Origin of the sequence: Streptococcus sp. IsoGale021, assembly GCF_031142795.1 — a bacterium.
Lineage (GTDB): Bacteria > Bacillota > Bacilli > Lactobacillales > Streptococcaceae > Streptococcus > Streptococcus hominis.
The window spans coordinates 1-22,131 of sequence record NZ_JAKZJH010000011.1 but is presented as its reverse complement, the minus strand read 5'-3'; the positions used below and the strand labels follow the sequence as shown (position 1 = coordinate 22,131).

Genomic DNA, 22,131 nt, shown 5'->3' with positions numbered 1-22,131 from the left:
AGGATAGGAAATAACCATTTCTATCCTTTTTTCTATCTAATTTGCACAGTAATACAGCTGATGTCCTTCCAATCGATGATTCAGAAGTTCACTAACTGTAACCAAAGTGTACCCATTCTTTTGCAAATATTCAATCACACTCGGCAAGGCATTAATGGTTGTTTGATGAATATCATGCATTAAAATAATTGATCCCGGACAAGTCTGCTTTTTCACTTGCTCCATGATAGACCCAGTATTGCGATTTTTCCAATCCAAGCTATCCACATTCCACATGATGAAAGACATATCAACAGCATTTCGGATTGTATCGTTGATAGCTCCATAGGGCGGACGCATCATTTTTGGACTCTCTCCGATAACAGCCCGAAGCGCTGCTTGTGTATCCTCAATCTGTTTTTTCGCTTGTTCAAGAGCAAGAGTTGGTAACTGCGGATGACTCCAACTATGATTGCCAATCTCATGCCCCTCATCGTGAACACGTTTGACAAGTTGCTCATTTCCAGCTACATTTTTCCCCAACATGAAAAAAGTTCCTTTGACATGGTATTTGGCTAAAATATCCAAAGCCTGCGATGTCGTTGCTGCATTGGGACCATCGTCAAACGTCAAAGCTACTAATTTTTGCTGTTTTTTAGCTTGATAGGACTGATAAGCTGCCAAATCCTCTCCCTTTAAATAATGCTCATCAATCACCTCATACAAAGCTGATAAGGCAATTTCCATATTTGAAGCTCGTTCATTGTTGTTATAAAATAGCTTGAGTTTTCCTTTTTCATAACTGAATATCCATTGAGAGATATCCTTTGCTTGAAATTCCTGCAGAATCTTCTGCTCTTTTGTTTTATGGAGAGTGGTGATTTGCTGCTGCATTTCTTCTAGCAATAACTTTTTGGCTTGCTCAGTATTTTTAAAAAGTCGATTTAAGCTAAACAATTTATTGTCGGACGACATGTAAAGCGAGTCCAGAACCTCTTCTCTAGCCTTTCCAACTTTCGTAGTCAACACTGGATAAGAGATTCGCTTGATTTCAACTTGCTTTACTCCAGAAAAATTTGTCTCTGTAAAATGACTCACATAAAAAATAAGTTTATCGTATTGCGATGCTTGACTTTGTTTATCTGAAAATTTCTGAATATCGGCATTGATTTTCTCTTTAATAACACCAATATCTTGCTTACTCTCTGTTAATGGATAGTAAGACGTAATGAGCCGACTTCCTACACGTCCTGTTTGCTTTCGTACTGAACCCTGATGATATTTTGTATCTGCCCTTTTCAGAACTTGTGAAATTTGTTGATTTAATTTTCTTTCTTGCAGTAATTTTCTAATCCGAAAACTCCCAAAAATAATAATCATTAAAAAAGCGACATTTAGGACAATGAGAAGTATTTTTTTCACTACACTACCTTTCTACCTCGTCTCTTTCGTTTAAAAAAGACTTTACATACTAAAAAAGGCTAAAATAGTTTCAAGCCTTTCATTTGCAATTATTTACAAACTTATAAAGTTTTTTCTTGAATCACTTCAACTTTATAACCATCCGGATCCTTAATAAAGTAATAATTCGGCTTTGTTCCAGGAAGTCCATTTGGCTGTGTAACCTCATATCCTTTAGCAGTGTGTTCAGCGTGAAGCTGTAGCAAATCAGCCGTACTCAAAGCTACATGAGCAAATCCATCGCCAATCACATAAGGTCCGTGTCCATAATTATAAGTCAATTCTAACTCATACTCATCACCTTCAAGCCCCAAATAAACAATTGTAAATTGATGTTCTGGGAAGTCCTTGCGCCGTAATTCTTTAAATCCAAATGCATCTGCATAAAATGCAATAGATTTTTCTAGATTTTCCACTCGCAAGCACGTATGCAACATTTTCGAAGCCATAACATCCTCCTTTGCTTTTTTCCATTATATCCTAAATCACGAATTTTCTCCAGCTTCAGCTATGAAGAAAAAATAAGGAGTGGGATCGAACTAAACAAAAATTTAATCCCATCCCGCTCCTATAAAGTTGCTGAGTTAAAAAACAAATAGCCCTGAGATTTGTTTCGCACATTCTATCTTGCAATCTCAAGGCTCTCCTTTGAACAATCAACCATTGCGTCGTTGGTCTATGACACAGTATAATTTAAGGCTGGAAACATTCTCCCAGCCTATTTTTCATTATTTACCTAATTTTGCTTTAGCTGCATCTGCAAGAGCTGTGAAAGCTGCTACATCGTTGACAGCTAGGTCCGCAAGCATTTTACGGTTGACTTCAATTTCAGCCAATTTCAAACCATGCATCAATTGTGAATATGACAAACCATTCATACGAGCTGCCGCATTGATACGTGTAATCCACAATTTGCGGAAATCACGTTTCTTTTGACGACGGTCACGGTATGCATAGTAGTAAGAATTCATTACTTGTTCTTTTGCTGTACGGAACAAGATGTGTTTTGCACCATAGTAACCTTTAGCTAATTTTAAAATACGTTTACGACGTTTGCGTGATACAACGCCACCTTTAACACGTGCCATTTATATTTCCTCCAATATTTCCTAGAATAATCTGCTACAAAATCTCTTATTTAAGACCTGTCAGCATTGCTTTGATACGTTTGAAATCTCCTGAATGCACCATTGCTGCTTTACGAAGATGACGACGTTGTTTTTTAGTTTTTCCGTGGAAACGGTGAGAAGTGTAAGCACGGAAACGTTTCAAGCCACCAGAACCTGTACGTTTGAAACGTTTAGCTGATGCGCGGTGTGTTTTTTGTTTTGGCATGATATTTTTCTCCTTTTTCTAACTTCTGACAGATTACTTTTTGTCAGGGATTGGTGCTAATTGCATGAACATTTGACGTCCATCCATTTTAGCTCTCTGCTCAATAATCGCAATGTCTTGCGTTGCTTGAGCAAAGTCGGCTAATACTTTAGCTCCGATTTCTTTGTGAGTAATCATTCGCCCTTTAAAGCGAATAGAAACCTTCACTTTATTTCCTTTTTCAAGGAACTTGCGTGCGTTGCGAAGTTTTGTATCAAAGTCACCTTTATCAATCGTTGGACTGAGACGAACTTCTTTCACAGTAACAACACTTTGTTTTTTGCGCTGTTCTTTTTGTTTTTTCTGATACTCAAATTTGAACCTTCCGTAGTCCATAATTTTCGCAACAGGTGGTTTAGCTTGTGGTTGAATTAGAACAAGGTCCACATTTGCATCGTCGGCAATTGCTTGCGCTTCGCTAAGTGGTTTAATGCCTAATTGTTCACCATCAAGACCGATCAAACGAACTTCACGCACACGAATTTCATCATTGATGAATAAGTCTTGTTTTGCTATGGTTTTCACCTCTTTTTTATTTTTAGAGAAAAACAAGAGCGGACTTGCTAACGCAAGCCCGCACTACATGATAGTATTTCATTTCTGAAACTTAATCCGTAGAGCCAGACAACGTTAGTCGCAAGGCGAGAAGTTCTCACTTCTGCTTTTCTCAACTTTTATATAATAACAAGTTTCAGATTATTTGTCAAGGATTTTTTTAGCTTTTTCTTCGATAAAAGCAACAACTTCAGCAATTCCGATACCCGTTGTATCAAAATGAATGGCATCAACTGCTGGTTTTAAAGGAGAAACCGCTCGATGACTGTCTTTATAGTCCCGCTCTGCAATTTCTTTTTTCAGAGTTTCTAAGTTCGTCGGAATGCCTTTTTCAAGATTTTCTTTATAACGACGCTCAGCTCTTTCGTCAACTGAGGCTACGAGGAAAATTTTTAATTCTGCATGAGGTAGCACAACCGTTCCAATATCACGACCATCCATGACGATACCACCTTGAGCAGCAATTTCTCGTTGTAAATCCACCAACTTTTCTCGTACTTCTGGAATTGCAGACACCCAAGAGACATTGTTGGTCACTTCGTTTTCACGAATCGGATGCGTCACATCTACATCTCCGACAAAAACAAGCTGCTCTCCATTTTTATCACGCCCAAAACTAACTGGATGAGTGTCTAATAATGCGACAATTTCAGACCACTTTTCTGCCGATAAATCATTCTTTAAAGCTAAGTAAGTCGCCGCACGATACATAGCGCCTGTATCCAAGTAAGTGTAGTCGAAATCTTTCGCAATAATCTTGGCAACTGTTGACTTTCCGCTTGAAGCTGGACCATCAATGGCGATTTGAATTTGTTTCATTCTATACTCCTATCGAATTTTCACCACATCACCCGGATTGGCATACCAAGCACCTGTCGTCATGTGAGAAGGATTTAAACGCTCCAATTCAGCAATCGAAATCCCTCCACGCGCAGCAATAGCCGCCTCACCTTCTCCAGCTTGAACAGTAAGCGTTCCTTCAGATGATTGCGTTTGACTGCTATCACTTGTTGCCTTAGAAGACTCTGGAACGCTAGAACTTTCACTTGGTTTGCTGGTAGCCTTAGTATTATAAAAGCCCTCTGTTGCTGCTTTTTTGCTGCTTCCGCCAGTTGATAAATAAATCATCATACCTACAATTGTAATCACCATGATGAAAAAAATAACCGCTAAAATTGTCAACACACGATTGGCCACTACATCGCTCGTTTTTTTACTTCTCGTCAATTCTTTTTCTCCCTTGTCGTAAATATCTTCTTCCCATGGTTCCTTTGCCATGACTTCCTCCTTGTATTTTTTCCAAATTCCGATTACAATATGAATATGAAAGTTACACTCATTCCTGAACGGTGCATTGCTTGCGGGCTTTGCCAAACTTATTCTAACTTATTTGATTACCACGACAATGGCATTGTCAAATTTTATCAAGATGATGAATTGCTAGAAAAGGAAGTTCCTGAAACAGCTGATGTTATCGAAGCCATCAAAAACTGTCCTACAAAAGCTCTTAAGAAAGAGTAGTTTTTTTAGGATGAGCATAATAGGTTTCAAAATAGTCTACGTGGGTTAAGTTGTCCATTAGTTCAACTTCCCCTTTAAAATGGTCATTCAAAGCCAAAGCATTTACAAAATACTTCTTAGGCCACTTACGCATACAAAACGTACGGCCTTTTTCTTTACCATCAAATAAAAGAGTAATAGAAGTTTTTGTCACTTCCACTTTACGAATTGTTGAAATTTCAATCTTTGAAGGTGTGAATGGATTTGCCGTAGTAATTCTCAAAATCCCGTCATCGTATATAGTGAAATATCTATGTACGCCAATCCCTAACAAAACCATAAAGAGAAAGAAAGAGAAAAGAACTAAAAACGGAACTTCTGAACTCTCAAATAAAAATGCAAAACCTATAAAAATCGGAATGACCGATAAAGACCAATAAATGATTAGAAGAGAAAGATCTGGCTGCCAATGATAACGCAATTGACCAAAAATCTTTATCATATCTACACCTCCTCTTATATAGTTTATCATAAAAAAAAGAAAAATGGGAGTGAGATTAGACAACAAAAGAAAAAATTAAAGAAGTGAAAGAATACTAGCTCTAATCTCTTATTAAATTAGTCGAAAATAGTAGATGTGATAGAGATAATCGCCTCAACGAAAATGCAAATAGCTCAAATTCCACTTTCTCAAGATTCAGCCGATAGAGTTAAATCTTATATTTTCATTTTTAATAGATTTCCAATATTTTGGGCTGTCCAGATGAGATTCTCTTCTGCCTTGGCTAAAGTAATAGCTAGAGGTTCGACTTGAGAAATGATTGGAAAAGCAGCTTGAATGTTTTCTGCCGGAAAATCAGGTAAGTCATCGCTTAAACTACCACAAATAGCAATCACAGGAATATTACTAGGCGTTCTTTTGGCTACTCCAATCGGAGCTTTACCTGCCAGACTTTGTTGATCCATTCGTCCTTCACCCACGATGACTAAATCAGCCTTTTTGACACGATTATCAAAATCAAGCAAATCAAGACAAGTATCAATTCCTGAAACAATTTTTCCATGTGCAAATGTTACCAGACCAGCTGCCATACCTCCTCCAGCACCTGCACCAGTCAGTGAAAAAATTGCTGGATTAGCCTGTTTATAAAATGTTGCCATTGCCTGATCCACTTGAGAAAATAGCAGAGCGGATAAGCCTTTTTGTCCTCCAAAGACGTATGTTGCGCCGTTTTCACCACAGAGAGGATTCGTGACATCTGTCAGAATCTGGATGTCCAGATTTTCTAAAATTGTAGGAACTTTGTCAGCTGAAATACGGGCCACACGACCCAACGATGCACCTTTTGCTTGAAGCAAATGATTGTCTTTATCGAAAAATTCATAACCCAGTCCAACTGCCATTCCAATCCCACCATCATTGGTAGCAGAGCCCCCTACGCCAATATAAATTTGCCTCACACCTTCCTTGGCTAGATACAAAATCAACTCTCCCAATCCCCTGGTATCAAGAGTCAGAGGATTTCTTTTTTCTGGTGAAATAGAGGCTAAACCAACCAAATCAGCCATTTCAAAGAGAGCTATATCTCCTTTGCGAGCATATTTCATCGAAACAGGTTCTCCGAAAGGCCCGGTTACGATGTGAGTATAAGTGTCTAACTGCAAGGCTGCGATCAAAGCTGTCATCGTTCCTTCACCACCATCTCCAATGGGTAGCAAGTCAAATGTCGCTTCAGGGAGTGCCTTGGAAAATCCTGCTTTTATAGCCTCTGCAACACTTTGGGCTGATAAACTTTCTTTAAAAGAATCTGGTGCAATTAAAATATGCATGGCTTAGTCCTCACTTTCTATCTCTTCCAAAAGTTTTATGACCTGATACAAGTCCGTTTGATTGATTTGATACGGCGCTTGTTCTCTCACAAGAGGCTTGGCGTTAAAAGCAATCCCGATTCCTGCCGTCAATATCATTGGGAGGTCATTGGCACCGTCTCCTACAGCAATGGTTTGAGCAAGAGTCAAATTGTTTTCCTCCGCCCATTGTCTTAGCATTGCTTTTTTGACTTCTTTTGTGACAATTGTTCCTAAAACTCTGCCGGTTAGCTTACCGTCTTTCACTTCTAAACGATTAGCTTTTACGTAATCTACATTCAATTTCGCGGTTAATTCGTCTACCATTTCATGAAATCCGCCTGATACAACGCCAACCTTGTATCCACGCTGATGCATGTCTTCTATCAACTGTTGAGCTCCTTTTGTAAAATGAATTTGCTTAGAAACTCGTTTAAAAATTGTTTCAGGAAGTCCTTTGAGCAAGGCCACGCGTTCTATCAGAGCTGTCTCAAAATCATATTCCCCTTGCATAGCCCGTTCTGTAATGGCTGCGACTTGCTCACCAACTCCTGCTGCAGCACCTAGCAAATCAATTCCTTCTTCTCTAATCAAGGTACTGTCAACATCCAGTACCAATAGCCCTCTTGTTTTCACATCATCACCTCATATATTGCTTGTATTATATAAAAAATTGATTGACAAAACAAGTTGCAATAGAAAGAAAAAAGCCTCGTTTGCTGTACAAACAAGAGCTTCTTTACTTTATTCAATACCAATTTCAGTACGTACAATATCTGCAATTGTATCAACGTAATAGTCTACTTCTTCGTGGCTTGGTGCTTCTGCCATGACCCGTAAAAGTGGTTCTGTCCCGCTTGGACGAACAAGAATGCGACCATTGCCAGCCATTTCCGCTTCCATTTTTTCAATCACCGCTTTAATGGCAGGCACTTCCATGGCCTTGTCCTTCATGCTGTTTTCAACACGGATATTGACCAATTTTTGTGGATAAATCGTTACTTCCGATGCTAATTCAGACAAAGGCTTGCCTGTTTCTTTCATTACTTTTGTCAATTGAACAGCTGTCAGCTGACCGTCACCCGTCGTATTATAATCCATGATAATCACGTGACCGGATTGCTCACCGCCCAGATTGTAACCAGATTTGCGCATTTCTTCTACAACATAGCGGTCACCAACAGCTGTAATCACCTTGTTAATGCCTTCGCGATCCAAAGCCTTATGGAAACCAAGGTTTGACATAACGGTTGTTACGATTGTATTTTGAGCAAGCAAACCTTTTTCAGAGAGGTATTTCCCGATGATATACATAACTTTATCACCATCGACAATCTCACCATTCTCATCAACTGCAATCAAGCGATCGCTATCTCCGTCAAATGCTAGACCAAGTGCTGATCCTGATTCACAGACTGTTTCTTGCAATTTTTCAGGATGTGTAGAGCCAACATTCAAGTTGATATTTAACCCATCTGGATTTTCTCCAATGACTGTCAATCTAGCTCCCAAATCCGCAAATACTTGACGAGCACTTGTTGAAGCAGCACCATTTGCTGTATCAAGAGCAACTTTCATTCCGTCTAAATCAAGACCAGTGGACACGAGATATTGTTGATATTTGCGCAATCCTTCTGGATAATCCATCAGTGTCCCTAATCCTTCCGCACTTGGACGTGGTAAATTGTCTTCTTTAGCATCAAGAAGAGCTTCAATTTCTAATTCACGCTCATCGTCCAATTTATAGCCGTCGCCACCAAAGAATTTAATACCGTTGTCAAGCGCTGGATTGTGGCTAGCTGAAATCATGACACCAGCACTTGCTCTCTCAGATTTCACCAGATAAGCAACGCCTGGTGTGGCAATAACTCCGAGCTTATAAACACGAATCCCAACAGACAGAAGTCCAGCTACTAAAGCACTTTCCAGCATTTCTCCTGAAATACGCGTGTCACGTCCTACAAAGACACGGGGTACATCTTTCTCATGCTGGCTTAATACATAACCACCAAAACGCCCTAATTTAAAAGCTAACTCTGGTGTTAATTCCACATTTGCTTCTCCACGAACTCCGTCCGTTCCGAAATATTTTCCCATTTTTATAAAATCCTTTCAATACTTTTATTTGGATGAGCTCGTCGAACTCGAAGACGAACTTGATGATTTAACAGTAATTTTTATGGTTGTCTCATAAGGAGTAATCACACTTGGCAAAACTGTGCCATTTGCATCAACTGCCTGTAATGGGGCATTTCCTGAATAGTTAGCGGATATTTTTTCACTAGTTGGCACTACCGCTTCTACATGATCGACCTTAGCAAGCGTATCTTCGTCACTTGTAACAGTTACCTTATTGTCACCAACCGTCACGCGATCAACCATCAACCCATCTGCTAACTGGGCTGAACTAATCGTTGTTTTCACTTCAACTGTCTTACTTGCTTTCTTGCCAACTTTCACCGTAATCTTAGCCGGTGTAACAGTCGCAGTCAACCCACTTGGTAAATTTTTAATAGCTAAAGGTACCTCTCTTGTTCCCTCCGTAGCTTTTGTCAAATCCGCCACAACCTTGAATTTTCGTGTACTTTCTTGCATTTCACTGGCAAGGGTTACACGATTAGAGCCTGTCAGCACCACCGACACTTCAGATGAAAATCCACTGATAAAATATTTTTCACTATTGTATTTAATATCAATTGGTACACTAGGCAAGGTGTTGGTATAGGTTTCAGAAGTTGTTTGTCTAGCATTTGAATTATTTTGGTAATTTGTCGTGGTGGCGTAAATAAATAAAATACCCGCAAAAAAGATTGAAGAAATGATGTACCAAATCTGTTTACGATTTTTCATGTTTCCAACCTCCTAGCACACGATTTCTAAATGGTGATTTTGGTGGTTCATCTGAAATCAGTACTTTCCGCAATTCTGCTTCAAATTCCTCTAATGTCAAATTATGCTTGAAAACTCCATTATGTGTGATAGAGATACCTCCAGTTTCCTCCGATACTACAAAAGTAAGGGCATCGGATACTTCTGACAGACCGATTGCCGCGCGGTGACGTGTCCCAAATTCCTTAGAAATACCTGTGTTTTCTGTGAGCGGAAGATAAGCGCAAGAAACGGCTATTTTATTGTCTCTTACAATGACAGCACCGTCATGCAGTGGTGTATTTGGAATGAAGATATTGATTAACAACTCACCAGATACATCAGCGTCCAACGGAATCCCAGTTGCAATGTATTCTTGCAAAGTTCTGCTACCTTGGATAGCAACGAGAGCTCCAATTTTCCGCGGACTCATATAATCTACTGCTTTGACAAATGCCTGCACCATTCTTTCTTCTGAGCTAATCGGTGCTGTCGAAAACAAATCGGTAGCACGCCCCAGCCTCTCCAGACCTGTACGAATCTCAGGTGTAAAAATCACAACCGCCGCAATGACCCCATAGGTGATAACTTGGTTAATCAACCAAGAAACCGTTGTTAAACCAATGGCATTGGCAAGAATCTGAGCCAGCACAAAGATTAAAACCCCTCGAACGAGAATCATAATTTTAGTACCAGCGATTGCTTTTGTAAAATAAAATAAAATCCAAGCAACCAGTGCAATATCGATAATATTGGTAACAATACTCCAAGGACTAGAAAATAAACTAGACCAATATTGGAGATTGGACAATTGCTGAAAATTCATTTTCAGTGTCCTCTCTTTCTCAACCTAAAAACGTTCTTGACTATTATATCACTTTTCAAGATATTTTTCTGTAACCTTCTTTACTTTTTTATGATAAAATATTTCTTATGAAGATAAATACTATGTTGGGCACTCTTGCAGGGAAGTCCTCCCATTTTGTTTTAAGTAAACTGGGACGTGGTTCAACTCTGCCTGGAAAACTTGCCCTGAAATTTGACAACGACATTTTAAATACACTAGCACGTGATTACGAAGTAGTGGTGATTACAGGGACAAACGGGAAAACCTTGACTACTGCTCTTACAGTTGGGATCCTCAAAGAGGCTTTTGACGAAGTAGTGACCAATCCCAGCGGAGCCAATATGATTAGCGGCATTACAACCACTTTCCTAACCGCAAAAAAAGGAAAATCTGGCAAGAATATCGCTGTACTGGAAATTGATGAAGCTAGCCTCTCACGCATTTGCGATTACATTAAACCGAGCCTTTTTGTCTTTACCAATATTTTCCGAGACCAAATGGATCGTTACGGAGAAATTTATACGACCTACCAAATGATTTTGGATGCTGCTCAAAAGGTTCCTACGGCAACCGTCTTGCTAAATGGAGACAGTCCGCTGTTTAACTCTGTTACTCTCAAAAATCCGGTCCAATATTATGGTTTTGATACTGAAAAAGGTGAGCCAAAGCTGGCTCATTACAATACGGAGGGTATTCTCTGTCCTAAATGTCAGCACATTTTAAAATACAAGCTCAATACTTATGCTAATCTAGGCGATTATATTTGTGAGCACTGTGATTTTAAACGTCCTGAATTAGACTACAAACTGACTGAGTTGACCAGCCTTCATCACAACAGTTCAGAATTTGTCATTGACGGTCAAAGCTATCACATCAATGTCGGTGGTCTCTACAATATCTACAACGCTTTAGCTGCCGTTTCCGTTGCTCAGTTCTTTGGAGTTGACCCAACCACTATCAAGACTGGTTTTGACAAGAGCAGAGCCGTTTTCGGACGTCAGGAAACTTTCAAGATCGGAGACAAAGAGTGCACGCTGGTTCTCATTAAAAACCCTGTTGGAGCTACGCAAGCTCTGGAGATGATCAAGCTCGCTCCTTACCCATTTAGCTTGTCCGTTTTGCTCAATGCTAACTACGCGGACGGTATTGACACGAGTTGGATCTGGGACGCAGATTTTGAGCAGGTTTTAAACATGGATATCCCACATATGATTGCTGGCGGGGTTCGTCATTCTGAGATTGCTCGCCGCTTGCGAGTCACTGGCTATAATGCTGAACAAATCAGTGAAGTAGCTGATTTAAGCCAAGTCTTTGAAGAAATTAAAAACCAAGAAACCAAGCATGCCTATATCCTAGCTACTTATACCGCCATGCTAGAATTCCGTGAATTGCTTGCTTCTCATCAAGTCGTCAGAAAGGAGATGAACTAATGGTTTATACATCACTAACTTCTCCTGAAAATCGGGATTATACTTATGATTTAAAGATTGCTCATCTCTATGGCAATCTCATGAATACATACGGCGACAATGGCAATATTCTCATGCTCAAATATGTAGCTGAAAAGCTAGGTGCTCGCGTTCAAATTGATATTGTCTCACTTGAAGATGAGTTTGACAAAGATTACTATGATTTGGCGTTTTTTGGCGGAGGGCAAGACTACGAGCAGACCATTGTGGCACGAGATCTGCCTGCAAAAAAAGATAGCTTGGAAGAATTTATCAATCATGACGGCGTGGTGCTAGCTATCTGTGGTGGCTTTCAGCTTCTAGGTCAATACTATATCGAAGCTTCTGGTCGGCGGATTGAGGGACTTGGAATTATGAGACACTATACTCTCAATCAAAAAAATAACCGCTACATCGGCGACATCAAGATTTATAACGATGAATTTGACGAAACCTATTATGGTTTTGAAAATCACCAAGGACGGACCTTTCTATCTGACGATGAAAAACCGCTCGGCAGAATTATTTATGGGAATGGAAACAACAAGGAAGACCAAAGCGAAGGCGTACACTACAAGAATGTCTTTGGCTCTTATTTCCACGGTCCTATCCTATCCCGCAATGCCAATCTAGCTTACCGCCTAGTGACAACTGCTCTGAAGAATAAATATGGTCAAGATATTCCCCTCGCCAACTACGAGGACATTCTAGCTCAAGAAGTCCCAGAAGAATACGGAGACGTCAAGAGCAAGGCAGAGTTTGAATAGGGATATGAAACACAAAAGGAGACCAATGATGAAAGAAAGAATGTACTACATTTTACTGCTACTTGCAATCCTCCTAATCGCTGGACTGTCTTTGGCAAATATGCAAAGCGTCACCGTTAGCTTTATTCTCTTTCGTTTTAAAATTCCACTGATTCTCTTAATTTTACTCTCTGTCTTACTTGGAGCTATCACTACTATCCTCATCAGCATGCCAAAGAATTTTTCTCTCAAAAATGAATTAGCTAAAGCCAAAAAAGAACTCAAAACAAAAAACTAGGTTGGAAATCCAACCTAGTTTTTTGAAGATATTCTTAAAAAGTTCGGATTTTACTTTCGGACACGTTTTTTTTGTCAAAATTCTCTTGTCCGCAAATCGGACGACATTATTTTTTCAAAAAAGCTTTGTCCGAAACAAGAATGTTCGGAATTTGCTCCAAAAATCTCTTTCCGAAAACTGGACAAAGCAATCTCTCCCCTAAAACTTCTCGTCCGAATGTGGAAAATGGCAAATTATTTAAAAGTTGCCTCGTCCTTCATGAAGGACGAGGTTTTTTGCTCAAAAAACTCTCATCCCCATTTGGAATGTTCGAGATTTACTCTCAGGGAAGAATTTCTCCGCTTCGGATGAACTTTCTTGACTTAAAAATAGCTCGCTCACACCCGTTCTGCCACTTCTTCCCACTCTGTCATGGCTGCTTCCTGTCGTTCAGTCAGCTGGTCTAGCTTCTGCTGAAACTCCATGAGCTCGCTCGCATCATTGGTCTCCTGCATAGCTGTAGTCAACTCGGTCGTTTGCATCTCCAGCTCTTCGATTTCAGCTTCTAACTGCTCCAAACGGCGAGCTAATTTCCGAGCTTCTTTCTGTGTTTCTTTCTGGAGTTGGTAGTTGGTGACTGGCTGAGGCTGAGTGGGCTCTGTTGCGGAAGCTTTCTCCTCTCTCAAAGCTTCCAGCTCTGCTTTTTTCTCCAGATAATAGTCATAATCGCCCAGATAAAGAGTGGAGCCAGTATCAGAAAGCTCGATAATCTGCGTGGCAACACGGTTAATAAAGTAGCGGTCATGGCTAACAAAGAGCAGAGTGCCGTCAAAGTCAATCAAGGCATTCTCCAACACCTCTTTGCTATCAATATCTAGGTGGTTGGTTGGCTCATCCAGCACCAAGAAATTTTTATTTTCCATAGACAGCTTAGCCAATAAAAGCCGCGCTCGTTCCCCACCTGACAGCATACTGACAGACTTTTTGACATCATCTCCTGAGAAGAGAAAGGCACCTAGACGATTGCGGATTTCCACTTCTGGTGTTAGTTTAAAATCATTCCAAAGTTCGTCCAAGACTGAATTGCTCGGTGTCAATCGGCTTTGGGTCTGGTCATAGTAGCCCAGCTCCACATTTACCCCCAGATGCTCCTGCCCACGGATAAAAGGAATTTGTCCTACAATGGACTTGATAAGAGTTGTTTTCCCAATACCATTTGGTCCGACAATAGCTACTGCGTTAAATTTGCGAATATCCAGATTGATAGGCTCGGATAACACTTGGTTATCATAACCAATAGCCGCATCTTCTACAGTCAGAACGACATTTCCAGAAGGCTTAGCCGAGCGAAAGGTCATATTAGCAGAACGACTGCCTCTGTCTGGCTTGTCCAGACGCTCCATTTTTTCCAGCTGTTTGCGTCTGGATTGAGCGCGTTTGGTTGTAGATGCCCGAACCAGATTGCGATTGACAAAATCCTCCAAAGCAGCAATTTCCTTCTGCTGCTTTTCATAATTCTTGGCCTCCGTCAAGAGCTTCTGCTCCTTTTGCTGAACAAAACTAGAGTAATTTCCCACATAGCGGTCCAACGAATGCTGGGTCAAGTCCAGCGTCACAGTGGCTACCTTGTCTAGGAAATAACGGTCGTGACTGACGATGATGAGAGCTCCGCCATAGTTGCTCAAATAGTTTTCTAGCCAAGCAATCGTCTCTATATCCAAGTGGTTAGTTGGCTCATCCAGTACCAATAAATCTGGCTTTTCCAACAGCATTTTTGCTAAAGCCAGTCGAGTATTCTGCCCGCCCGAAAGCTCTTCTATCTTCATCTGCCACATGGACTCGTCAAACTTGAAACCATTGAGAATCGCACGAATATCTGCCTCATAGGTAAAGCCACCTGCCTGACGGAAATCCTCTGACAAGCGGTCATAGTCTGTCATCAGCTTTTCCAGATCCGTCCCAGTCAAATCCCCCATAGACAGCTCCATCTGTCTCAATCGTTGCTCCTGCTGACGTAAATCATCAAAAACATGCAACATTTCATCGTAAATGGTATTGGCAGACTCAAAGCGGCTGTCCTGAGCCAAATAAGACAGGGACATGTCCCGCTTTTTATTGACTTCCCCAGTGCTTGGAGCTTCCTCACCAACTAAAATCTTCAAAAGAGTGGACTTACCAGCTCCATTTTTCCCTACTAAGGCAATTCTATCTCGTTCATCCACTTGCAGGTTGATATTATCAAAAAGAACCTCCCCTGCAAAAGAGCGTTCAATCTTATTTGCTTGTAAAATAATCATAAACCTATTATAGCAGATTCCTATCTCAACTGCTATCTTAGAAAACAAAAATACGGTTCATTTCGACCGCATTTTCATTTAAAGCTACTTAAAATTTCTTGATTTTGCATCACAAGGTAAACACCTAATAGAATAATCAAAGCAAAAAGCCCTAATTTGATGATTCCTTTTACAAAACGAATGACCCAAAGAATTATCATCGAACCAATCAACCACATCACAGCTGAATGATTGAAAAATCCTTGAATAGCTTGACTATTTTGACCAAAGAAATTCTGAATGGACACAGGAACATGTTCCTGCCATGCAGCTGTCACACCGATATGATTGGCAATATCAGAACCACTTTGCCATAGCCAGGCAAAAATACTAGAATTAAAGACAAACAAGAAAACTTGCTCTGGGAAACGTCTAATGATTTTAAAGATACTTCTTATCATGCTATGCTTGATACAACTCCTTTACTGCTTGAACATCTACTGCTTGAATCTCGTAAAACGAGCCAGAAGATTGCATGACAGATTTTTCTTCATTATGTTCTAATCCAATCGCATGTCCCAATTCATGTTCTGCTGTGTTTACGATTCGTTCATAAGAGTAGCCGTATTGACTATTCAATAGATAATAACGATTTAGCCGAACCGTTACATTTGTGAAGCGTTTCGTCAATAAATTAGTTTGTGATTCTGCCTCACCTGCCGCACTCACCGTACCATCATTCATCTCTGTCGCCACAATATTGGCTTGACTTTTATCATTTACAATCTGAAAAGTGAAAGCACCTGTTTGATTCCAAGTACGAATGGCTTCCTGATAAGCTGAGCGAAATGTCTCATCTTGTGTATCTATATAAACCGTAGCGCTTGCTGTGTCCCATCGGACACCAGACGCTTGATGAACATGATTGTCCGATAGCTGTTTGGTCAGGTCTCTCACATTTTGCCCGACGCCTAGCTGACTATCCTGTCCACTTACATATCGATAAATTTGACTGACATCTTGCTGAAGTGTTGTCGAAAAACTGCTTTTAGAAGGACTCATGATATACAAGATTCCCACTAAAAAGAGTGCTGTTAATGCAAGACTATAAACTAAACGCCATATCAAGCGCAACAGCGCCGAAAATATTCGAAATATAAACCTCATACTTCCCTCCTAATCTCAAATGTAAAGAGTAAGTATAATGAGATTCGCTTAAAAATTTCTTAACATAGAGAACTGTAAAAGAAAGAATAAAATATTGACAAAAAAATGTAAATTGCTGTCAAAAAAGTCATCTCTCAAGCAACTTTAGGATAAGCGCTCCTCCACTTCAAAATCAATCGGCAACCATTTCAGAAATTCTTCTAGTTGATTTTCCCAATAATACCACTCATGCTTTCCCGGATTATGATGATAGGTGATATCTAAGCCACATTCGCGCAATTGTTTAACAGCTACTTCATTTGCTTGATAAAGAAAATCCTGCTCCCCACACCAAGCGTAAAATTTAGTCTTTTTATCTGACTTCTTTGCCATTGTCGTCAAAAAATGCCGCTTGACATCAGCTGCTTTCAAATCGCCAAACACACCTTGCCAATAGTTGAGCGTCCCACCTGGAAGTTCTTCTATGTCCACATCATCTAGACCGAGCCCAATAGCGCCTGAAAATGACCCTGCATAAGAGAATCGATCTGTCGTCAAGGCTATTTTATAAGCCCCATAACCTCCCATTGACAGACCTGCAATAAATGTTTTCTCCCGTTTCCGACTCATATTGGGAAAGAAACGCTGCATAACCTCAGGCAATTCTTTTGCTATGGCATCATAATAATTCAATCCATAAGCAGTATTAGTGTACCAAGCAAGATCTGTTGACGGCATAATGACAATTAAATTTGTATGGCGCAGTAAACGCTCAATATTCGTCCTTTTTCGCCACGAATTTTCATTGCCTCCCATGCCGTGCAAAAGGTAAAGAACGGGAATATCCATATCTGCTATCTGACTGGGGGCTACTGCATCCGCATCAGGATAGATGACATTGACACGACGCTCCATTTCTAGTACTGCTGAATGATATTCTATTTCAAAAAATGCCATTTTTTCTCCTTTTAATATAAATGTAAGAAAGGGGTTGGAACAAACGTCCTGACCCCACGATTTTTGTAACTATATAAAATGTGCTAATTTAACCTACTTAACGCACTTCCATTACAACAGGTAAAATTGCCGGACGACGTTTGGTTTGCTCAAAGAGATATTTCGCAAGATTGTCACGCACCGAGCCTTTCAACTCACTCCAGTCAAAATTATCTTTTGCAAGGTAATCTTCAACTGTTTTATTGATTAAGTCAGCACTCTCACGCAAAATATCACGGCTTTTCTTGACATAAACAAATCCACGTGTATGAACCTTGGCTTTGGAAATAATCTTCTTGTCACGACGGTTTACTGTAATGGCTACGATAAAGATACCGTCTTCAGACAGAACTTTGCGGTCACGAAGAACGATAATTCCGACATCACCAATCGCATTTCCGTCAATCATAACATCACCAGAAGATACCGCACCAGCAGGTACAAAATCATCCGTTTCATATTCCATAATGCTACCACGTTTTGGAATAAAAATGTTCTCTGGCAACATACCAATTGCCATGGCAGCTTTAGCATGTGCTGCCAATTCACGATATTCTCCTTGAATTGGGAACAAGAATTTTGGCTGCAAGAGGTTTAACATCAATTGCAAATCGCGCTCATTTCCATGTCCAGACACTCGCAAATCTTGCGTAATTAGTTTGACAACACCACCTGCTTGGTAGATCATGTTTTCTACACGTGCCACCAAGGCTTCTTTTGCGATAGACGGTGTTGTAACAATATAAACCAAATCACCTTCTTTGATTTCTACATAACGGTGACGACCAATAGACATCTTGCGCAAGCCATTGATTGGCTCACCCATACGCCCAGTTTCCAAAATAATCAGTTCATGATCTTCAAACTTAGACATTTCTTTTGGTTTGATTAGCAAACGTTCGTCCACAAGTGATAATTTCTTCAAGCGAATAGCTGTACGAACGATATTTTCAATGTCAAACCCCGTCAGCACAACACGACGACCCGTTCTAGCAGCAGCTTCAAAAACCTGTTGAATACGAGAAAGATTGCTTGCAACCGCCGCAACAATCACGCGCCCTTCCCAATCACCAATCGTATTGCTAATTTCTTTTGCAACTTCGCTCTCGCTTGCCACTTGAATATTACTATCCGCATTTGCAGAATCACTAAGAAGAGCTAGAACGCCTTCACGACCAATTTCCGCCAAGCGAGCAAAATCTGTTGCGTAAGACTGACTAGCCGTTTGGTCAAACTTGAAATCACCTGTGTAAACAATATTCCCTTCAGACGTTTTCAAAACAATCCCTAAACTCTCTGGAATAGAGTGCGTTGTTTTAAAGAAAGATACAACTGTACCTCCAAAATCAATCTCTGTGTCTTCATCAATCACATGAAAATCATTGAACTTTTTGACCGTATCATTTCCTTTGACAAATAACTTAGCCAACTCAATCGTCAATTCTGAGCCAAATACAGGGACTTTCGTTTCAGCAAGTAAATAAGGCAAGGCACCAATTGCATCCGCATGCCCGTGTGTCAAAAAGACCCCTGCAATACGGTCCTTATTTTCAAACAAATAGTCCATATTTGGAATAACAAAATCCACACCAAGCTGTTCATTTTCTGGATATTTTAATCCGACATCCAGGACAAAAATAGATTCATCCACTTCAGCGATGTAAAGATTTTTTCCATTTTCACGTACACCGCCCAAAGCAATCAATTTAATATTGCTCATTGATTCTCCTTTTCAAATTTTTTTACTAACGGTCCTTGGAATCCCAAGTCGAATTACAGTTTTGCAAATCTTTTGCATATCTAATTTATTATACTACTTTTCATGATTTTTTTCAAAGAACAGAGCATACAAAAACTCCTAGTTACTGTATACCTACAGAAAGCTAGGAGCCGTCTCTATTTGCTAATAAGTGATAGATAGACTTTCAGAAAGTAATTATCTGAAAAGAGATTCTTATGATGATTCCATCGTTACTTTATTAAAGAATGATTTTCTTGTCCACAATATATCAAAAACAAGTTTTTTCATCTAAAACAATAGCGGTTTTTTTACTAAGCATGAAAATCATTAAAAAGCTTCTACCGACTGCATCAAATAACATTCTTATTTATTCTTACTTTGCGTTCTTCATACGCGATGCAATTCTACAAACCACTACATGACATCTTCAGAAATATTTAATCAAATACCTCCAATTAAGAAAAACAATTAGCAAATAGAAACTAATACATCATAAACGATTTAAAATATGAATGTTCCGATACCCATTGGAATCAGCCCTTTCTTATCTTTCTTTAATTATATTGTACACCTTCTTTTTTAAAAAAGCAAGCGTTTACATTCATTTTTTTAAAATATTTTTTACAAATGAAAAGAGGCAGAATTAACCATTCAAACCTCTTCTCAATGTGGATTTTTATGCCCGTACTGTGACACTTGTGCCGTCTTCTTTATAAAGATTTATCAAACCTTCTTTACGACTGCGTACCATATCACCTGGATAAACCGGATGTGGCAAGGAAATCGTCAACAGTTCCATCGGATTTGGAGCCCGATCAATTTTATTTCCATCTGAATCATGTAAATCTGTAATGACTGCGTTAAAATGACGGAAACCAGGGCCATAAAATTCAACTGGGTCGCTCTCATTGATGACATTTCGTTGCCGAATAGTCGCTGTTTGCGTATCAGGGTCATAAGCCACCACTTCTGCCACAAATTTATATTGCGGAATTTTGCGGCGTGATCCAAAAAGCTGCTCATTTTCAGTCGGTGTATGATAATAAAATCCTGTCGCCAACTCACGTTGCGCAACTTTCCACATTTCATCTACTAAATCTTGCTTGATTGCTTCAAACTTTTCAGGACTTTCAAGATAAGCATCTACTGCCGCCTTGTAACAATTTGAAACAGTAGATACATAGTGAATAGACTTCATGCGTCCTTCAATTTTCAAGCTGTCTACTCCATTTTCAATCATATCTGGAATATGGTCAATCATGGACATATCCACAGCCGACATAGAAAATTCTTCTGGAATTTCGCCTTTTAAGCTCTTGCGCTCTTGTCCAAAGGGCATATCGTAGAGATCATATTTCCAGCGGCAAGATTGAGAGCAGCCCCCACGATTGGCATCCCGCATGCTCATATGATTAGATAAAGTACAGCGCCCTGAGTAAGAAATGCACATAGCACCGTGAACAAAAGCTTCAATCTCAACATCGGTATGTTTGCGGATTTCTGCCAATTCTTCCATGGAAACTTCGCGCGCCAAAACGACACGTGTCAACCCCAAATCTTTCCAAAATTCCAAGGTTTCATAGTTTGTTGCGCTAGCTTGTGTTGACAAGTGTACTTCCAAACCTGGCGCTTCTGTACAAGCAATGGCAATCAAAGCTGGGTCAGATACGATAACGGCAGAAATGCCAATATCCCGCAAAGTGCGGAACCATTCCCCAGCTCCTTCTTCATTGCCTTCGTGGGTTACCATGTTCGCAGCCACATAGACTTTTGCGCCATGTTCACGAGCAAATTGAACGCCCTCTTCCATTTCTTCAAACGTAAAATTTCCAGCACGACTGCGCAAACCATAGGCTTGTCCACCAATATAAACAGCATCCGCTCCATAACGAATGGCGACTTTTAATTTTTCCAACGTTCCAGCAGGCGCCAGAACTTCTGGTCTTTTCAAAGTTTTTGTCATATTCTCGCTCTTTTCTAAATTCTAATACTTAGCCTTTTTATTTTATAGCAAAAAGGGCTTGAAAGCAAACTAAAGGTAACAGATTGTTAATGTTAAACAAGCAGTCACAACTCGCGACCACCTGTATTCCTTATTTCACCTGGTCTGGATCATATTCATAAAATCCAGTATCCAAGAAACGATTTTTGGGATGCAATTGATGAATCTGCTCATCCAAAAGGAAAGCCTGATCATGTGTAAATTGATTGGTCTCAATCAGCTCACGCGCTTGCACAAAGAGTTTGGCAATTTCAACAAAATTGTGTCCTGGCGTGTAAATGCCTTCTAATTTCCAATGTGTAAAGCAATGTTCTACCAACTCTCCAAGTTTCGTCATCATATCCAAATCATTATTTGCAAAAATATGCGTCCCATGATTGTCCTCAAAAATAGAATAATGGCTATCTGGGTCACTCGGCTCTGCAAGGAATAAATCACGCTCACGGCTCTTTTCGTCATCAATATGAGTGAAATTATAATAATTTTGCAAAAGCGGACGCTTAGAGTGATGAATGACGCTAGCACCATAAACCAAAATCTCAACAGGAATTTCTAAAATCTCTTGCATTTTAAATAGTTCAGCAGATGGGATTTCACGCGCTAGAACTGCCTCAGAAGCGCCAGCTTTTTGCCCCCAGAAGTTCACCTGACGACTGCTGGCAACCATAGTCGAGGCATCATAAATCGTCTTAAACGGATAACCGTCACGTTTTAACACATAAAACACACCAGCATCTCCCACAGTAATGTAATCTGCCTGAATATCCACTAAAAAATCAAGAAATGGCTTGATTTTATTCATCATTTCCTGATGCATCAAAGAATTGACAGCAACTGTCAACTTTCTGCCTGCCTCATGTACAAGGGCTGCAATCTGCCGCAATTCGTCATAAGAAAAAGTATGGGGTAACCGAAGACCATACTCTTTTTCACCTACATAAATGCGATCCACACCTGCTTCTAAAAGCTCTTTTACTTGTTCAACGCTCTCAGCTGTCGCTGTAATGATAATCTTTTTCATAGCAAAATTATAACATATTTTTGATTTCTCTTCTATTTTTTAATTT

Annotated in this window: 24 protein-coding genes and 1 other annotated feature; of the genes, 4 read left to right on the top strand and 20 right to left on the bottom strand. The window is 39.9% G+C overall.

Translation table 11 applies throughout. The annotated features are described in order from the left end of the window. Positions 1-36: 36 nt before the first annotated feature. The 7 genes from RG565_RS08085 to RG565_RS08055 all read right to left on the bottom strand — a co-directional run bounded on the left by RG565_RS08085 (position 37) and on the right by RG565_RS08055 (position 4,647). The gene (locus tag RG565_RS08085; protein WP_195322817.1) at positions 37-1,401 is read right to left on the bottom strand and encodes a polysaccharide deacetylase family protein; all 1,365 of its coding nucleotides are present in this window, start codon (positions 1,399-1,401) and stop codon (positions 37-39) included. A 101-nt stretch (positions 1,402-1,502) separates the two neighbouring features. Continuing rightward, positions 1,503-1,889: a VOC family protein gene (locus RG565_RS08080; RefSeq protein WP_003040302.1), complete on the bottom strand. Its 387-nt coding sequence runs from the start codon at positions 1,887-1,889 to the stop codon at positions 1,503-1,505. Between the two features lie 279 nt (positions 1,890-2,168). After that, positions 2,169-2,528 carry a 50S ribosomal protein L20 gene (rplT, locus tag RG565_RS08075; protein ID WP_003027551.1) on the bottom strand — a complete coding sequence of 120 codons (360 nt, stop codon included), beginning with the start codon at positions 2,526-2,528 and terminating at the stop codon, positions 2,169-2,171. Between the two features lie 46 nt (positions 2,529-2,574). Beyond that, positions 2,575-2,775, bottom strand: coding sequence for a 50S ribosomal protein L35 (gene rpmI / locus RG565_RS08070; RefSeq protein ID WP_003025048.1), 201 nt, complete (start codon positions 2,773-2,775; stop codon positions 2,575-2,577). A gap of 33 nt (positions 2,776-2,808) precedes the next feature. Further along, positions 2,809-3,339, bottom strand: coding sequence for a translation initiation factor IF-3 (infC, locus tag RG565_RS08065; RefSeq protein ID WP_247936704.1), 531 nt, complete (start codon positions 3,337-3,339; stop codon positions 2,809-2,811). 15 nt (positions 3,340-3,354) lie between these two features. Beyond that, positions 3,355-3,484, bottom strand: a sequence feature (ribosomal protein L20 leader region). Between the two features lie 26 nt (positions 3,485-3,510). Further along, entirely contained in the window at positions 3,511-4,188 is a 678-nt protein-coding gene (gene cmk / locus RG565_RS08060; RefSeq protein ID WP_247906080.1) for a (d)CMP kinase, read from the bottom strand. A gap of 9 nt (positions 4,189-4,197) precedes the next feature. Further along, positions 4,198-4,647, bottom strand: coding sequence for an SAG1386/EF1546 family surface-associated protein (locus RG565_RS08055; RefSeq protein ID WP_151379906.1), 450 nt, complete (start codon positions 4,645-4,647; stop codon positions 4,198-4,200). A 45-nt stretch (positions 4,648-4,692) separates the two neighbouring features. Here RG565_RS08055 and RG565_RS08050 point away from each other — a divergent pair, with 45 nt between their 5' ends. Next, positions 4,693-4,890 carry a ferredoxin gene (locus RG565_RS08050; RefSeq protein ID WP_003040052.1) on the top strand — a complete coding sequence of 66 codons (198 nt, stop codon included), beginning with the start codon at positions 4,693-4,695 and terminating at the stop codon, positions 4,888-4,890. Here RG565_RS08050 and RG565_RS08045 read toward each other — a convergent pair. From RG565_RS08045 to cdaA, 6 genes are all read right to left on the bottom strand, one after another. Further along, the gene (locus RG565_RS08045; protein WP_022525091.1) at positions 4,877-5,371 is read right to left on the bottom strand and encodes an EbsA family protein; all 495 of its coding nucleotides are present in this window, start codon (positions 5,369-5,371) and stop codon (positions 4,877-4,879) included. The two genes, RG565_RS08050 and RG565_RS08045, sit on opposite strands and share 14 nt — an antisense overlap. A gap of 215 nt (positions 5,372-5,586) precedes the next feature. Continuing rightward, positions 5,587-6,699, bottom strand: a complete 1,113-nt coding sequence (locus RG565_RS08040) for a glycerate kinase (protein ID WP_247936706.1) — start codon at positions 6,697-6,699, stop codon at positions 5,587-5,589. A 3-nt stretch (positions 6,700-6,702) separates the two neighbouring features. Then, positions 6,703-7,353, bottom strand: coding sequence for a phosphoserine phosphatase SerB (serB, locus tag RG565_RS08035; RefSeq protein WP_247936707.1), 651 nt, complete (start codon positions 7,351-7,353; stop codon positions 6,703-6,705). 108 nt (positions 7,354-7,461) lie between these two features. Continuing rightward, positions 7,462-8,814 carry a phosphoglucosamine mutase gene (gene glmM, locus RG565_RS08030; RefSeq protein WP_247936708.1) on the bottom strand — a complete coding sequence of 451 codons (1,353 nt, stop codon included), beginning with the start codon at positions 8,812-8,814 and terminating at the stop codon, positions 7,462-7,464. Between the two features lie 24 nt (positions 8,815-8,838). Then, entirely contained in the window at positions 8,839-9,567 is a 729-nt protein-coding gene (locus tag RG565_RS08025; protein ID WP_106083709.1) for a YbbR-like domain-containing protein, read from the bottom strand. Then, entirely contained in the window at positions 9,554-10,411 is an 858-nt protein-coding gene (gene cdaA / locus RG565_RS08020; RefSeq protein ID WP_143876534.1) for a diadenylate cyclase CdaA, read from the bottom strand. Before cdaA ends, RG565_RS08025 begins: the two co-directional genes overlap by 14 nt. 107 nt (positions 10,412-10,518) lie before the next feature. Between cdaA and murT the strand changes: the two genes are divergently transcribed. From murT to RG565_RS08005, 3 genes are read left to right on the top strand one after another with little or no spacing between them, the layout of a single operon-like run. Next, complete coding sequence (gene murT, locus RG565_RS08015) at positions 10,519-11,862, top strand: lipid II isoglutaminyl synthase subunit MurT (RefSeq protein ID WP_247936709.1); 1,344 nt, start codon at positions 10,519-10,521, stop codon at positions 11,860-11,862. Continuing rightward, entirely contained in the window at positions 11,862-12,647 is a 786-nt protein-coding gene (gatD, locus tag RG565_RS08010; protein ID WP_003035035.1) for a lipid II isoglutaminyl synthase subunit GatD, read from the top strand. The genes murT and gatD overlap by 1 nt, the downstream gene beginning before the upstream one ends. A 28-nt stretch (positions 12,648-12,675) precedes the next feature. Next, positions 12,676-12,924 (top strand): LapA family protein, encoded by a 249-nt coding sequence (locus RG565_RS08005; protein WP_003035088.1) that lies wholly within the window; start codon positions 12,676-12,678, stop codon positions 12,922-12,924. Between the two features lie 377 nt (positions 12,925-13,301). Here RG565_RS08005 and RG565_RS08000 read toward each other — a convergent pair whose 3' ends face one another. From RG565_RS08000 to RG565_RS07970, 7 genes are all read right to left on the bottom strand, one after another. Further along, positions 13,302-15,200: an ABC-F family ATP-binding cassette domain-containing protein gene (locus RG565_RS08000; protein ID WP_247936710.1), complete on the bottom strand. Its 1,899-nt coding sequence runs from the start codon at positions 15,198-15,200 to the stop codon at positions 13,302-13,304. A gap of 74 nt (positions 15,201-15,274) precedes the next feature. After that, positions 15,275-15,640 (bottom strand): hypothetical protein, encoded by a 366-nt coding sequence (locus tag RG565_RS07995; protein WP_025271866.1) that lies wholly within the window; start codon positions 15,638-15,640, stop codon positions 15,275-15,277. Between the two features lies 1 nt (position 15,641). Further along, positions 15,642-16,346 (bottom strand): matrixin family metalloprotease, encoded by a 705-nt coding sequence (locus RG565_RS07990; RefSeq protein ID WP_247936711.1) that lies wholly within the window; start codon positions 16,344-16,346, stop codon positions 15,642-15,644. A 144-nt stretch (positions 16,347-16,490) separates the two neighbouring features. Further along, complete coding sequence (locus RG565_RS07985; protein WP_003034999.1) at positions 16,491-17,282, bottom strand: alpha/beta hydrolase family protein; 792 nt, start codon at positions 17,280-17,282, stop codon at positions 16,491-16,493. A 97-nt stretch (positions 17,283-17,379) separates the two neighbouring features. After that, on the bottom strand, positions 17,380-19,041 hold the full coding sequence (locus RG565_RS07980) for a ribonuclease J (RefSeq protein WP_247936712.1): 1,662 nt from the start codon (positions 19,039-19,041) through the stop codon (positions 17,380-17,382). A 697-nt stretch (positions 19,042-19,738) separates the two neighbouring features. Then, complete coding sequence (locus tag RG565_RS07975; RefSeq protein WP_247936713.1) at positions 19,739-21,025, bottom strand: U32 family peptidase; 1,287 nt, start codon at positions 21,023-21,025, stop codon at positions 19,739-19,741. A 130-nt stretch (positions 21,026-21,155) separates the two neighbouring features. Next, complete coding sequence (locus RG565_RS07970) at positions 21,156-22,085, bottom strand: peptidase U32 family protein (protein WP_247936714.1); 930 nt, start codon at positions 22,083-22,085, stop codon at positions 21,156-21,158. Positions 22,086-22,131 lie beyond the last annotated feature (46 nt).

What these genes read in the sequence shown, in the direction of transcription:
- RG565_RS08080 (WP_003040302.1), bottom strand. Translation starts at nt 1,889, where the DNA reads ATGGCTTCGAAAATGTTGCATACGTGCTTGCGAGTGGAAAATCTAGAA.
- rplT (WP_003027551.1), bottom strand. Translation starts at nt 2,528, where the DNA reads ATGGCACGTGTTAAAGGTGGCGTTGTATCACGCAAACGTCGTAAACGT.
- rpmI (WP_003025048.1), bottom strand. Translation starts at nt 2,775, where the DNA reads ATGCCAAAACAAAAAACACACCGCGCATCAGCTAAACGTTTCAAACGT.
- cmk (WP_247906080.1), bottom strand. Translation starts at nt 4,188, where the DNA reads ATGAAACAAATTCAAATCGCCATTGATGGTCCAGCTTCAAGCGGAAAG.
- RG565_RS08055 (WP_151379906.1), bottom strand. Translation starts at nt 4,647, where the DNA reads ATGGCAAAGGAACCATGGGAAGAAGATATTTACGACAAGGGAGAAAAA.
- RG565_RS08050 (WP_003040052.1), top strand. Translation starts at nt 4,693, where the DNA reads ATGAAAGTTACACTCATTCCTGAACGGTGCATTGCTTGCGGGCTTTGC.
- RG565_RS08045 (WP_022525091.1), bottom strand. Translation starts at nt 5,371, where the DNA reads ATGATAAAGATTTTTGGTCAATTGCGTTATCATTGGCAGCCAGATCTT.
- RG565_RS08040 (WP_247936706.1), bottom strand. Translation starts at nt 6,699, where the DNA reads ATGCATATTTTAATTGCACCAGATTCTTTTAAAGAAAGTTTATCAGCC.
- glmM (WP_247936708.1), bottom strand. Translation starts at nt 8,814, where the DNA reads ATGGGAAAATATTTCGGAACGGACGGAGTTCGTGGAGAAGCAAATGTG.
- RG565_RS08025 (WP_106083709.1), bottom strand. Translation starts at nt 9,567, where the DNA reads ATGAAAAATCGTAAACAGATTTGGTACATCATTTCTTCAATCTTTTTT.
- cdaA (WP_143876534.1), bottom strand. Translation starts at nt 10,411, where the DNA reads ATGAATTTTCAGCAATTGTCCAATCTCCAATATTGGTCTAGTTTATTT.
- murT (WP_247936709.1), top strand. Translation starts at nt 10,519, where the DNA reads ATGAAGATAAATACTATGTTGGGCACTCTTGCAGGGAAGTCCTCCCAT.
- gatD (WP_003035035.1), top strand. Translation starts at nt 11,862, where the DNA reads ATGGTTTATACATCACTAACTTCTCCTGAAAATCGGGATTATACTTAT.
- RG565_RS08005 (WP_003035088.1), top strand. Translation starts at nt 12,676, where the DNA reads ATGAAAGAAAGAATGTACTACATTTTACTGCTACTTGCAATCCTCCTA.
- RG565_RS08000 (WP_247936710.1), bottom strand. Translation starts at nt 15,200, where the DNA reads ATGATTATTTTACAAGCAAATAAGATTGAACGCTCTTTTGCAGGGGAG.
- RG565_RS07995 (WP_025271866.1), bottom strand. Translation starts at nt 15,640, where the DNA reads ATGATAAGAAGTATCTTTAAAATCATTAGACGTTTCCCAGAGCAAGTT.
- RG565_RS07990 (WP_247936711.1), bottom strand. Translation starts at nt 16,346, where the DNA reads ATGAGGTTTATATTTCGAATATTTTCGGCGCTGTTGCGCTTGATATGG.
- RG565_RS07985 (WP_003034999.1), bottom strand. Translation starts at nt 17,282, where the DNA reads ATGGCATTTTTTGAAATAGAATATCATTCAGCAGTACTAGAAATGGAG.
- RG565_RS07980 (WP_247936712.1), bottom strand. Translation starts at nt 19,041, where the DNA reads ATGAGCAATATTAAATTGATTGCTTTGGGCGGTGTACGTGAAAATGGA.
- RG565_RS07975 (WP_247936713.1), bottom strand. Translation starts at nt 21,025, where the DNA reads ATGACAAAAACTTTGAAAAGACCAGAAGTTCTGGCGCCTGCTGGAACG.
- RG565_RS07970 (WP_247936714.1), bottom strand. Translation starts at nt 22,085, where the DNA reads ATGAAAAAGATTATCATTACAGCGACAGCTGAGAGCGTTGAACAAGTA.